Origin of the sequence: Bacillus songklensis (assembly GCF_042649685.1) — a bacterium.
GTDB classification, from domain to species: domain Bacteria; phylum Bacillota; class Bacilli; order Bacillales; family Bacillaceae_H; genus Bacillus_BA; species Bacillus_BA songklensis.
The window spans coordinates 43038-56018 of record NZ_JBHRZT010000020.1 but is presented as its reverse complement, the minus strand read 5'-3'; the positions used below and the strand labels follow the sequence as shown (position 1 = coordinate 56018).

14 protein-coding genes are annotated in these 12981 nt (G+C 40.7%); all 14 read left to right on the top strand.

All coding sequences use genetic code 11. The features are described 5' to 3' along the window. The first annotated feature begins 9 nt into the window (after window positions 1-9). A complete protein-coding gene (locus ACFOU2_RS03275; protein ID WP_377912154.1) occupies window positions 10-372 on the top strand; it encodes a response regulator in 363 nt (120 codons plus the stop codon). 15 nt (window positions 373-387) lie between these two features. Then, entirely contained in the window at window positions 388-1050 is a 663-nt protein-coding gene (locus ACFOU2_RS03270) for a flagellar biosynthetic protein FliO (RefSeq protein WP_377912152.1), read from the top strand. After that, window positions 1043-1711: a flagellar type III secretion system pore protein FliP gene (gene fliP, locus ACFOU2_RS03265; protein ID WP_377912150.1), complete on the top strand. Its 669-nt coding sequence runs from the start codon at window positions 1043-1045 to the stop codon at window positions 1709-1711. Before ACFOU2_RS03270 ends, fliP begins: the two co-directional genes overlap by 8 nt. Before the next feature lie 9 nt (window positions 1712-1720). Then, the gene (gene fliQ / locus ACFOU2_RS03260; protein WP_377912148.1) at window positions 1721-1990 is read left to right on the top strand and encodes a flagellar biosynthesis protein FliQ; all 270 of its coding nucleotides are present in this window, start codon (window positions 1721-1723) and stop codon (window positions 1988-1990) included. A 2-nt stretch (window positions 1991-1992) separates the two neighbouring features. Further along, window positions 1993-2766 carry a flagellar biosynthetic protein FliR gene (fliR, locus tag ACFOU2_RS03255; protein WP_377912146.1) on the top strand — a complete coding sequence of 258 codons (774 nt, stop codon included), beginning with the start codon at window positions 1993-1995 and terminating at the stop codon, window positions 2764-2766. A gap of 8 nt (window positions 2767-2774) precedes the next feature. Continuing rightward, the gene (gene flhB, locus ACFOU2_RS03250) at window positions 2775-3851 is read left to right on the top strand and encodes a flagellar biosynthesis protein FlhB (RefSeq protein ID WP_377913550.1); all 1077 of its coding nucleotides are present in this window, start codon (window positions 2775-2777) and stop codon (window positions 3849-3851) included. Window positions 3852-3955: 104 nt separating this feature from the next. Then, window positions 3956-5995, top strand: coding sequence for a flagellar biosynthesis protein FlhA (gene flhA, locus ACFOU2_RS03245; RefSeq protein ID WP_377912144.1), 2040 nt, complete (start codon window positions 3956-3958; stop codon window positions 5993-5995). After that, a complete protein-coding gene (gene flhF / locus ACFOU2_RS03240) occupies window positions 5992-7116 on the top strand; it encodes a flagellar biosynthesis protein FlhF (RefSeq protein WP_377912142.1) in 1125 nt (374 codons plus the stop codon). The genes flhA and flhF overlap by 4 nt, the downstream gene beginning before the upstream one ends. Before the next feature lie 7 nt (window positions 7117-7123). Then, complete coding sequence (locus tag ACFOU2_RS03235; RefSeq protein ID WP_377913548.1) at window positions 7124-7990, top strand: MinD/ParA family protein; 867 nt, start codon at window positions 7124-7126, stop codon at window positions 7988-7990. Window positions 7991-8002: 12 nt separating this feature from the next. Then, window positions 8003-9103, top strand: coding sequence for a protein-glutamate methylesterase/protein-glutamine glutaminase (locus ACFOU2_RS03230; RefSeq protein ID WP_377912140.1), 1101 nt, complete (start codon window positions 8003-8005; stop codon window positions 9101-9103). Between the two features lie 14 nt (window positions 9104-9117). Beyond that, window positions 9118-11157 carry a chemotaxis protein CheW gene (locus tag ACFOU2_RS03225; protein ID WP_377912138.1) on the top strand — a complete coding sequence of 680 codons (2040 nt, stop codon included), beginning with the start codon at window positions 9118-9120 and terminating at the stop codon, window positions 11155-11157. A 147-nt stretch (window positions 11158-11304) separates the two neighbouring features. After that, window positions 11305-11739 (top strand): chemotaxis protein CheW, encoded by a 435-nt coding sequence (locus tag ACFOU2_RS03220; protein ID WP_377912136.1) that lies wholly within the window; start codon window positions 11305-11307, stop codon window positions 11737-11739. A gap of 21 nt (window positions 11740-11760) precedes the next feature. Then, window positions 11761-12399, top strand: a complete 639-nt coding sequence (locus ACFOU2_RS03215) for a chemotaxis protein CheC (RefSeq protein ID WP_377912134.1) — start codon at window positions 11761-11763, stop codon at window positions 12397-12399. Beyond that, window positions 12392-12889, top strand: coding sequence for a chemotaxis protein CheD (locus ACFOU2_RS03210; RefSeq protein WP_377912132.1), 498 nt, complete (start codon window positions 12392-12394; stop codon window positions 12887-12889). Before ACFOU2_RS03215 ends, ACFOU2_RS03210 begins: the two co-directional genes overlap by 8 nt. Window positions 12890-12981: the final 92 nt, after the last annotated feature.

Sequence of the window (12981 nt, the reverse complement as noted above, 5' to 3'; positions counted from 1 at the left end):
GACAATAGAATGTCAAAACGTATTTTAATCGTGGATGATGCAGCGTTTATGCGCATGATGATTAAAGATATTTTAACGAAAAACGGTTACGAAGTTGTTGCTGAAGCAGCGGACGGCATGCAAGCGATTGAAAAATACAAGGAACACCAGCCGGATTTGGTAACAATGGATATCACGATGCCGGAAATGGATGGAATTACGGCGTTGAAAGAAATAAAAAAAATGAATCCGGCTGCGAAGGTTATTATGTGTTCAGCCATGGGGCAGCAAGCGATGGTTATCGATGCGATCCAAGCAGGTGCGAAAGACTTTATTGTAAAGCCGTTCCAGGCAGACCGAGTATTAGAAGCTATTTCAAAAACGTTGGCCTAAATTCATAAGAAGAGAGTGACAGAAACTTTGCTGCAAAGAATGGTTGTATATCTCATCCTGTCATTCATTTTAGTGATTGCTCCGCAAACCAGGGTGTTGGCGGAGCAATCGCCGCTATCTGTCAAAGAATGTATTGATCATCCTGAAAAATGTAAAGAAACAACCAAGACTGAGCCAGACGAAGAGAACACTGCAAATAGCGAGTCTGGGAGCATCGTCTCAGTATGGGATTTTGTTAAAATGTTCTCCGCTTTTCTATTTGTATTGGGTTTATTGTATGCTCTTCTGAAAATATTGAATAAGCGAAACCGCTTGTTTCAAGCGAATCGCGTCATTCAAAATTTAGGAGGAACTTCTTTGGGCAGCCATCGTTCCGTCCAAATCATTAAAATTGGGGAACGGGTTTTAGTACTGGGAGTAGGGGAATCTGTCCAGCTATTGACAGAGGTGCAGGATGAACAGGAAAAAGAGCGGCTGTTGCGGTCGCTGAGTGAATCAAATCAATTACAAGGTGATTTTAAAGTGATTTTTCCTGGACTATTCGATAAAAGGAAAAATCAAACTGAAACAGCCAAGGGGGATTTTGTACAAGTACTGAAAGAGAAAACGAGGGAAATCTCCAAGGAACGTAACGCTTTAATGAATGAACTTGAAAGGACCGACCGAGGCAATGAATGAGTTTATGGAAATTTTCAATGCAAGTGACCCTGCAAATGTGTCAACCTCTGTTAAGTTACTTTTACTTTTAACGGTTCTTTCACTTGCTCCAAGCATTTTAATCTTAACAACATGTTTTACCCGAATTGTCATTGTCTTGTCTTTTGTTCGAACTTCATTAGGGACACAGCAAATGCCGCCTAACCAGGTCATTATAGGTTTGTCTTTATTCTTAACTTTTTTTATTATGGCACCGGTATTTTCGCAAGTGCATAAAGAAGCGCTGGAGCCTTTATTCGAAGAAAAGATCACGTTAGAAGAGGCATATGAAAAAGCAGCCGTACCAATGAAGGAGTTTATGAGCAAAAATACACGTCAAAAGGATTTAGCTCTGTTTTTGGAATATACAAATGCACCAAAACCCGAATCGGTGAAGGATATTCCGTTAACTGCCCTTGTTCCGGCATACGCAATTAGTGAAATGAAAACAGCTTTTCAAATTGGATTTATGATTTTTATTCCGTTTTTAGTGATTGATATGATTGTAGCAAGCGTGTTAATGTCCATGGGGATGATGATGCTTCCGCCTGTGATGATTGCCTTGCCTTTTAAAATATTGTTGTTCGTATTGGTAGACGGATGGAATTTAGTCATTAAATCTTTACTGTTAAGCTTTCAATAGGTGAGAGAAATGAATAGTGAATTTGTAATATCATTAGCAGAAAAAGGGATCTACACGATTTTAATCGTGTGTGGTCCGCTTTTATTACTGGCACTCGCCGTGGGTTTAATTGTCAGTATCTTTCAGGCAACTACCCAAATTCAAGAACAGACGTTAGCTTTTGTCCCAAAGATTGTGGCCGTGTTTTTAGGCATCGTTTTTTTTGGTCCGTGGATGTTATCGAGAATACTAACATTTACCCATGATATACTAGCGAATCTTCATCATTATGTAGGATGACAATGAACGATTTACTTTCATATTTCCCGGCTTTTTTGCTTGTTTTGGTTCGTATTGCATCTTTTTTTGTAACGGTACCTGTATTCTCATATCGAAACATCCCAACTTCCCATAAAGTCGGTTTGTCTGTTATATTATCGTTCATTCTTTTATCCACGATGAAAGTGCCTGAAATTGAAATCAATGATGAGTTTATTTTGCTTGTTTTAAAAGAATGTATCGTGGGCTTAACACTTGGGTTAATCGCTTATATGGTGATGATGGGCATTCAAATAGCAGGAGGGCTTATCGATTTTCAGATGGGATTTGCCATCGCCAGTGTGATTGATCCCCAAACAGGGGGGCAAAGCCCGCTGTTAGGACAATATTTGAATATATTGTCATTGCTGTTTCTACTCTCCATTGACGGGCACCATCTTTTAATAGATGGAATTTATCATAGCTATCAAGTTATTAAAATAGAGGATCTGTCAATTGCCCTGGGGGAAGAGTCTTTCGTTCAGCTCGTTACCAAGACCTTTACGACAATGTTTTTGATTGCGGTCCAAATGTCTCTTCCTATCGTCGGTTCAATTTTTTTAGTCGATGTTGCATTAGGCATTATTGCACGTACTGTTCCGCAGTTAAATATTTTTGTGGTAGGTTTTCCTGTTAAGATCATCATCTCATTTGTGTTGCTGATTGTAGCAATGGGCAGCATGTTTATGGTTGTTCAACGTATTTTTGAGCAAATGCTTTATGCCATGAGAGCGTTAATGAACATTTTAGGAGGATAGCGTTGTTGATGTTACGCTTAGATCTACAATTTTTTGCTGGTGAAAAAACAGAAAAAGCGACCCCGAAAAAGAGACAGGAGTCTCGAAAAAAAGGGCAGGTAGCCAAAAGCCAGGATGTTAGTACAGCGCTTGTTCTCTTGCTTATTTTTTTGTATTTCTCATTTGGAGCGAAATCTTTATTAAAACAGTTTATGCATCTTATCACACATAGTTATGAACATTACCTATTGCTTGATGTGACAGAAGAGAATATTATGTCCATCTTGTTTGACTTATTGCCGGAGATTGCAGTTGCAGTTGGACCTATTATGTTGGTTGCGTTAATAGGTGGAATTGCAACAAATTATATACAAATCGGTTTTTTATTTTCTACTGAAACATTAAAACCGAATTTAAATAAAATTAATCCCATTCATGGAGTTAAACGAATCTTTTCGATTCGCGCCCTTGTGGAATTGTTGAAATCCATTTTGAAAATTACATTGGTGGGAACGGTCACGTTCGCTATTTTATGGACAAACCGGAGCGAAGTACTCTTACTTTCACAAAAAGGGCTGATGGACAGCCTTGTTGTGCTTGCAAAGCTCGTGTTTCAAATGGGGATAGCGGCCTCTATTGTTTTGCTTTTCTTATCTCTTTTTGATTATTTGTATCAAAAGTATGATTTTGAAAAAAGCATCCGTATGTCAAAGCAAGACATTAAAGATGAATATAAGAACATCGAGGGAGATCCTCAGATCAAATCGAAAATCAAACAAAGACAACGAGAAATGGCAATGTCACGAATGATGCAAGAAGTACCTAAGGCAGATGTCGTGATCACAAACCCAACCCATTATGCCATAGCTCTTAAATATGATGAGGGAAAAATGGATGCACCTTTCGTCATAGCGATGGGGGTTGATCATTTAGCCCAAAAAATTAAAAGCGTTGCTCAAAATCATGACATTGTCATGGTAGAAAACCGTCCTCTCGCAAGAGCGTTATATGAACAAACAGATATAGGGGACCCGATTCCGGAAGAATTCTTTAAAGCGGTGGCGGAAATTTTAGCCTACGTTTATCGAATCAAAAATAAAAGTTAAGAAAGATCCATCTTTCTTAACTGCATAAGTGCAACTAGGCGATCGCCGGCGCCTAAAGGCTTGGCGTTAGCCAAGTTTTCTTTATAGTAAGGAGAGAATAGTGAATGTCAGCAAGAGATTTGCCCGTTATTTTAGGTGTTGTTCTTATTATTGTTATGCTTGTTATTCCCCTTCCAACATGGTTGCTTAGTTTTTTGATCATGATCAATATATCTCTTGCCCTTTTAGTTTTATTAGTATCCATGAACATGAAAGAGCCGCTTGAGCTTTCTGTGTTTCCTTCTTTGTTGCTCATTTTGACATTATTTCGCCTTGGATTAAATGTATCGACTACTCGTTCTATTCTGGGAACGGGTGAAGGCGGGGGAGTCGTTGAGACGTTCGGACATTTTGTAATTGGCGGAAAGCCGCTTGTGGGATTTGTCGTGTTCTTAATTTTGATTATCATTCAATTTATTGTCATTACAAAAGGGGCAGAGCGTGTGTCCGAAGTGGCTGCACGCTTCACGCTCGATGCAATGCCCGGTAAACAAATGAGTATTGATGCCGATTTAAATGCAGGGATGATTTCAGAACAGCAAGCCATTGAACGAAGAGAAAAAATTCAGCGGGAAGCAGACTTTTATGGAGCGATGGACGGTGCGAGTAAATTTGTAAAAGGAGATGCGATTGCAGGAATCATCATCACCATTATCAATATTATCTTTGGCATTATCATCGGCATGCTGCAAATGGGGATGTCTATTGGGGAAGCATCCCAAAAGTTTACTTTGTTAACTGTCGGGGATGGGCTTGTTAGCCAAATTCCGGCGCTCATGATTTCAACGGCCACCGGGATTATCGTGACAAGGGCTGCATCGAATGGAAATTTAAGTCAAGATATTACGGGGCAGCTTTTTTCTTTCCCTACCATGTTGTATGTGACGGGTGGAACAATTGCCGCTTTAGGTCTCATAACACCGATCAACGATATTATTACACTGCCGATCGCTTTCCTCTTAGCAGGAGGAGGATATTATATTTCCCGTGCACAAACAACAGAAGCGCAAGCCCAGGGGATTTTTGAAGAAGAAGAATCACAAGCCGATGAGATGAAAAGCCCTGAAAGTGTCGTTAACTTATTGAGTGTAGATCCGATTGAGTTTGAATTTGGCTACGGATTAATTCCTCTTGCAGATACGAACCAGGGGGGCGATTTGTTAGATCGAATCGTCATGATTCGCCGTCAGCTTGCCCTTGAGCTTGGAATTGTGATTCCCGTTGTCCGTATACGCGATAACATTCAACTGCAACCAAACGAGTACCGTTTAAAAATAAAAGGAAACGAAATGGCAAGGGGCGAGCTGCTTCTAGACCATTATTTAGCCATCAGTCCGGGAATTGAAGACGATTCATTGGATGGAATTGACACAATCGAACCTGCATTTGGTATGCCGGCCAAATGGATCAGTGAAGCCATCAAAGAACAAGCTGAAATGTTTGGATACACGGTCGTAGATCCGCCTTCTGTTGTATCTACCCATATTACGGAAGTTATTAAATTAAATGCCCATGAACTGCTCGGACGACAAGAGACGAAGCAATTGATCGATCATCTAAAAGACTCGTACCCGATTTTAGTGGAGGAAGTGACACCGAATCCGCTTTCCATAGGAGAGGTTCAAAAGGTGTTAGCAAATTTATTAAAGGAAAAAGTGTCAATCCGAAATTTGCCGGTCATCTTTGAAACGCTTGCTGATTTTGGAAAAATGACATCTGATACAGACTTGTTGACAGAGTATGTACGTCAAGGGCTGGCCCGCCAAATCACGAACCAGTATACAGTGGAAGGTGAATCATTAAAAGTAATGACCCTATCAGGGCGTATTGAAAAAGCGCTGGCAGAAGGTGTACAGCAAACAGAGCATGGAAATTATTTATCTTTAGATCCGCAAACTTCTCAAGCGATCATTGAAAACATTGCCCAGCAAGCGGAACAAATGTCCATGCTTGAGCAAACACCCGTTTTGTTATGCTCGCCTGCTGTTCGAATGTATGTAAGGCAATTAATTGAAAGACATTTGCCGCAAGTACCCGTTTTATCTTATAACGAATTGGAATCAAATGTTGAAGTACAAAGCGTAGGAGTGGTGAACATCGAATGAAGGTGAAAAAATATATGGCTTCATCTATGCCTGAAGCAATGAGCATGATTCGGAAAGAGCTTGGCAATGATGCTGTGATCTTAAATTCGAGAGTTGTGCAGACGGGCGGCCTGTTTGGTCTCTTCAGGAAAAAAAGCATGGAGGTGATTGCTGCTGTTGATTCGCGGCCAGCAACGGTTGAGAAGAAGCGGCCGAAGGAGCAGCGGTCCGCTTCTCTCCCTTTACATCCTCCCGTGCAAAAAAGTAATGATGAGATTGTCCACGAAATCAATGATTTAAAAAAAATGCTGGAACAATTGACAATCATGAAACATTCAGTGAATACTAAGCTTCCTGTAAGGGTGGATCAAATCATCAAAAAGCTGCAATTGCAAGAAATCGATCAAAACATCATCGATCGTATCGTTCCGGCTTTATTGGAGTTTTATTATTTAAACAAAGCGAGTGCTACGGAAGAGGACCTCATTAACTGGACGAAAAAATGGATGTTTGAAAAGCTTTCTCCCATTGAGCCATTCGGGGGAATTGACTTCACCAAAAAATATATTAATGTAATAGGCCCGACAGGAGTGGGAAAAACAACGACGTTAGCTAAAATTGCAGCCAAATGCATGATACAGTATCAAAAAAAGGTGGCTTTCATTACAACTGATACATATCGGATTTCGGCTATCGATCAGTTGAAAACATATGCCAATATCTTAAATGTACCGATCGAAGTTTGCTATAGCAAAGAAGATGTTCAAGCGGCTATCCACTCTCTTGCACACTGCGATGTCGTTTTAATTGATACAGCGGGACGGAATTTTAAAGAACAGCAATATGTAGAAGAGTTGAAAGAAATGTTTTCTGTAGATGAGGAGATTTGCACATTTCTTGTTTTATCTTTAACAACGAAAATGCAGGATATGAAAGCCATTTGTGAGCAGTTCTCGTCCGCTCCAATCGATGCCTTCATTTTTACAAAGCTTGATGAGACTTCCACATATGGAGCGATTCTGAATATGATTTTTGCATACGAAAAAGGAGTCGGTTATATGACGAACGGGCAAAATGTACCGGATGATCTAGCAGAAGCCTCACAGGAGCAAATTGTGAATTTAATGTTTGGAGAAATGTAGGATGAGAATGAAAGATCAAGCTGAATCACTGCGTATGCAGCTTCAACATCTACAACAACAAAGGGATGCGAAAGCCATTGCGGTTCTAAGCGGGAAAGGCGGGGTTGGAAAATCCAATTTTTCGTTGAATTTCTCCTTGCGGTTATCTAAAAAAGGCTACGGCGTGTTACTATGTGATATGGATATAGGAATGGGCAATATTGATATTTTAATGGGGCTATCCACCTCTCATACCCTTGTTGATATGTTTGAAAAACAACTGCCGATTCATAAGGTTATTCAGAAAGGGCCTGGCGATTTATCTTATATCGCCGGGGGGACCGGGATTGCTTCTATCTTTGAATTATCATCGGAAAGAGTAGAACGGTTAATCACTGAGTTCAGTACCATTCTTCAATCGTATGATTATGTTATTTTTGATATGGGAGCGGGTATGTCAGAAGGAATGGTACAGTTTTTGAAAGCTGTAAACGAAATTGTGATTATTACCACTCCTGAACCTACTTCCATAACGGACGCTTATGCAGCGATAAAGTTTTTAAGCATGAATGATATTTCCGTAAAACATTCACTTGTCATTAATAAAGCGGATTCCTATCAAGAAGGGATATCGGTTTATGAACGGTTGAATAGTGTCATCAAACGCTTTTTACATAAGGAATCTCACTTGCTCGGGGTCATACCGGATGATAAATCGGTTGGCCGTGCCGTTGTTAGACAGGTCCCTTTTATCTTATTTGATCCTAAAAGCGCAGCAAGCAAAGCAATTGGCGATGTTACGAGCCGCTACCTTTTAAATACATCAGTGAAACTTCCAGAAACAAAACCGCTAAGCTTTATTGAGAGGTTACGAAAACATTTCCTTGAAAGGTAGGAGTGTGTTTGGGTGAAAAAAATAAATGTTCTGATAGTGGATGATTCTGCTTTTATGCGTAAATTGATTATGGATTTTCTTGAAGAGGACGATCGTATACAAGTTATCGGTACAGCCAGAAACGGACAAGACGCTTTAAAGAAAATAGAAGAGCTCCATCCTGATGTAGTGACATTAGATGTCGAAATGCCAGTGATGAATGGACTTGAAACGTTGAAGCGCATCATGAAAACAAATCCGATTCCTGTTGTCATGTTATCAAGCACAACATACGGGGGAGCTTATAATACGGTATTGGCAATGCAATATGGTGCCGTGGATTTTATTGCCAAGCCCTCCGGTGCCATATCATTGGATTTACATAAAGTAAAAGAACAGCTGGTTAAAAAAGTGGTGTTAGCAAGTAAGGCGAATTTACATGCCTTCAGAATGGATGAAAGTCTTAGTTTTTCTCAGACTACTAGTTTTTTGTCTGATAAAAATAGTAGTATAGAACTATATCCATCTAGTGATAACAGGGTTATTCCAGTGAAAGTGGCCAAAAGTATTGTGTGTATCGGAACGTCAACCGGCGGCCCAAAAGCATTGCAGGAAGTTTTGACGCACTTGCCAAAAGGATTGGGTGCACCGATTTTAATTGTGCAGCATATGCCTCCGGGTTTCACGAAATCATTGGCCAGCCGCCTAAATTCTCTGTCAGATTTGAACGTTAAAGAAGCGGAGGATGGAGAGATTTTTCAAAGAGATACAGCCTATATAGCGCCCGGCGGCTATCATTTGACTGTGCGAAAAATGGGTACAGCGCTGACAGCACATCTGAATGAATCGGAACCGCGAAAAGGACATCGCCCATCAGTGGATGTGTTATTTGAATCAATCAGTCAATTAAAGGATTATAAAAAAATAGCCGTGATATTAACCGGAATGGGAGCTGATGGAACAGAAGGGCTTAAAACTTTAAAATCAGTTGGCAACACGGTTGCAATTGCTGAATCTGAAGAAACATCCATTGTATATGGAATGCCTAAATCTGCGATTGGTACGGGCTTAGTAGATGAGGTTCAACCGCTTACTTTCATATCAAATACGATTTCTCAATATTTACAGACTTAGGGGGTCTAAGCCAAATGGAAATGGCACAATACTTAGAAGTGTTTATTGAAGAAAGTAAAGAGCATCTCCAGAATATCAATGATCAGTTATTAGAACTTGAGAAAAATCCGGAAGATTTAACAATTGTTAATGAAATTTTTCGTTCAGCCCATACATTAAAAGGGATGTCTGCAACGATGGGTTATGAAGATTTGGCTAGTTTGACTCATCAGATGGAAAATGTGTTAGATGGAATCCGAAATAAACAGATTTCCGTCACAACGGGAGTACTGGATGTCGTATTTCAATCTGTAGACGATTTAGAAGCGATGGTCCAATCCATTGCAAGCGGCGGGGACGGAACGAGAGATGTAGCCCAGGTAGTCGCCCAGCTGAAAATGATTGAGAACGGTTATGCTCCCGACACTCCATCGCCAGTAGCTGCAGCGGCGGAGACAACACGTAGTTTACTAGATGTCCAGACCATCGAATATGATGAGTTTGAAACTACCGTTCTTGTTCAATCAAAAGAAAAAGGTTTTTACCCGTACGAGGTTACGGTCACACTAAATGATGACTGTCTATTAAAAGCTGCGCGTGTATATATGGTCTTTGAAGTGATCGAACAGATTGGGGAAGTCATTAAATCTGTCCCTGATACTCAAAAGTTGGAAGAGGAACAGTTTGATTCTTCTTTTACAGTAAGCGTTGTGACCCAAGCAGACAGAGATGAAGTGAGACAGCGTATTATGAAAGTTTCAGAGGTTGCAAGTATAGAGATAAAAACCATCGAGCTGCCAGTTGCTGAAACCCTAAATGAAGAACAAATTTCATCAACTGCTTCATCCCGGCAAAATGTGCGAGAACCTTCTTCTGAGAAAAATGCTGCTGCAAAGTCTGAACAAACAAGTGTCAAAGCACAGCATTCTCAAAAAACGATCCGTGTGAATATCGAGCGCCTGGATATTCTCATGAATTTGTTTGAAGAGCTTGTTATCGATCGGGGCCGTTTAGAACAAATTTCAAAAGAGTTAGACAACAATGAGCTCCATGAAACGGTTGAGAGAATGTCGCGCATATCAGGGGATCTGCAAAATATCATTTTAAATATGCGGATGGTGCCAGTGGAAACCGTTTTTAATCGCTTTCCGCGTATGGTGCGCCAACTCGCCCGGGATTTAGGAAAGCAGATTCATCTTGAAATTATCGGTGCAGAAACGGAACTTGATCGCACGGTCATTGACGAGATTGGTGATCCGCTTGTCCATTTACTGCGAAATGCGATTGATCACGGCATTGAAACACCTGAAGTACGCCGCAATCAAGGAAAACAGGAGGAAGGAACGGTCCTCCTAAAAGCTTATCACAGCGGAAACCATGTATTTATTGATTTAGAAGATGACGGAGCGGGAATTAGCCGTGAAAAAGTATTGAAAAAAGCAATCAAAAATGGAATTGTTACTGAACAAGCAGCTTCTTCTCTTTCCAATAAACAAGTATACGAACTCATTTTTTCATCAGGTTTTTCAACTGCGGATAAAATTTCAGACGTATCAGGACGCGGTGTTGGGTTAGATGTTGTGAAAAATACGATTGAATCACTTGGGGGATCTGTTTCGATCGATTCTATAGAAGGAGCAGGATCCGTTTTCTCTATTCAGCTTCCGCTGACATTATCCATTATTTCCGTTCTTCTGGTTGAGATAGTTCAGGAAAAGTACGCTATCCCTCTTTCATCGATTATTGAGACAGCCATTGTTAGAAAAGAGGATATTTTACATGCCCATAATCAGAAAGTCATCGATTTCCGCGGGAAAATTGTGCCGCTAGTTTATTTAAAAGAAATATTTGAAGTACCAGCATTGGCTGAAGAAGAGAGTTATCATTCTGTTGTCATTGTCCGAAAGGGTGAAAAAATGGCAGGGCTTGTTGTTGATTCTTTCATTGGGCAGCAGGAAGTAGTCTTAAAATCGCTAGGAAACTATTTAAATAGTGTGTTTGCCATTTCGGGCGCTACGATTTTAGGCGATGGCCAAGTAGCCCTGATTGTGGATTGTAACGCTTTAATTAAATAGCGGGGCGGTATTTAAGTCGTAAACTTTCGGCTCGTGCTGAGTGTATGCCAAAAACCGTTCACATCAACGAGTCGGGAGTATGACATCACTGGTTCTATTACATGACCAACTAGCTAAATTCTATTCGAAGAGAAAGGGAGAGAGTGTATGGAGATGAAAGTGATTGTGTTTCAATTAAACGATGAAGAATATTGCATTCCGGTCAATGATGTGCGTTCTATTGAAAAACTACAGCATATTACGCGCGTGCCAAGGACCGCTCCTTATGTAAAGGGAGTCATTAACCTAAGGGGCGTCGTTACTCCCATTATTGATTTGCGGACGCGTTTTCATTTAGGGAGCATTTCCTATAATGAGAATACCCGTATTATTATCGTAGCGTTGCAAGACATGGAAGTCGGTCTGGTTGTAGATGCGGCAAATGATGTGATTGACATCGATTCAGCAATGATTGAACCTCCTCCGGAAGTAGTCGGTGGGATTGAGGCAGATTATTTAAAAGGGGTCATTAAAATTGACCGCCGCTTGCTAATCTTATTGAATTTATCACAAGTACTGGAGATTGCGGAGATAAAAGAATAATAGATGATAGAAGGGATAAGAATGACACTATTTCATCCTTTAAACTCAACCCATCTCGATGTGTTGAAGGAGATCGGCAATATAGGAGCGGGCCATTCTGCTACTGCCCTTTCCCGGTTATTAAATCGTCGTATTGATATGAAAGTACCGGATGTGAAAATTATTAGTTTCAATGAAATGATGGAAGTGGCAGGAGGGGTCGAACATGTGGTGGTCAGTATATTTTTCCGTATAACGGGAGATGTGCCGGGCAGTATGTTTGTCATTTTACCCTTAGAAGAAGCGGATCGTTTTGTTCAGGAAATCATGCAAGATCGAACCGTTTCATTTTTGGCTCCTCCTTTTTCAAATCTTGCTTTGTCGGCATTGAAGGAGATTGGAAATATTTTGGCCGGCTCTTATTTATCTTCTCTTTCCGATTTCACGAATCTTCAGATGATGCCATCAATTCCAAGTCTTTGTATCGATATGGCCGGGGCTGTTATCGGCAATGGATTGGTGGAAGTGTCCCATACAAGTGATTACGCGATTATGATTGATACGGTAATGTATGACGATGAAGAATGCACTGCCTCCTTTAAGGGCCATTTTTTGCTTATTCCGGATCCTGATTCGTTTACTGCCATTTTTTCAGCACTAGGAGTTGCTGACCATGGATAATCGTATACAAGTCGTAAAGGTGGGAATCGCGGAGATGGGCGTTGTAAAAGCGCCTAATCTTATTCGAACATCAGGATTGGGTTCTTGCGTCGGGGTAATCATCTATGATTTGCCGGGCGAACTTGCCGGATTGGTGCATGTGATGCTTCCGGATTCAACTTTGGCTAAAACGGGTACGATAAATGAAGCAAAGTATGCGGACACCGGCGTTGTAGTTCTCATCCGCCATTTGTTGAAAATGGGAGCCCAAAAACGTCACTTGAAGGCAAAAATGGCGGGGGGAGCCCAAATGTTTCAATTCACTTCATCGAATGACTTCATGAGAATAGGACCCCGAAACGTAGAAGCGGTGGAGCAAGAATTGAAAAAGCAGGGTATCCCCCTTGTAGCAAAAGACGTGGGGGGCAATAACGGCCGTACCATTGAATTTAACCCGAAAACAGGGATGTTGCAAATACGTACAGTAAATCGCGGGTCGATGGAACTATAATTATCAAGAAATCAAATCTGTGCTTATTCAACAAACGATCGTTTGTTATAATAAGAAATGGTTAAGGCGGAAGCCATCATTCGTCAGCATGA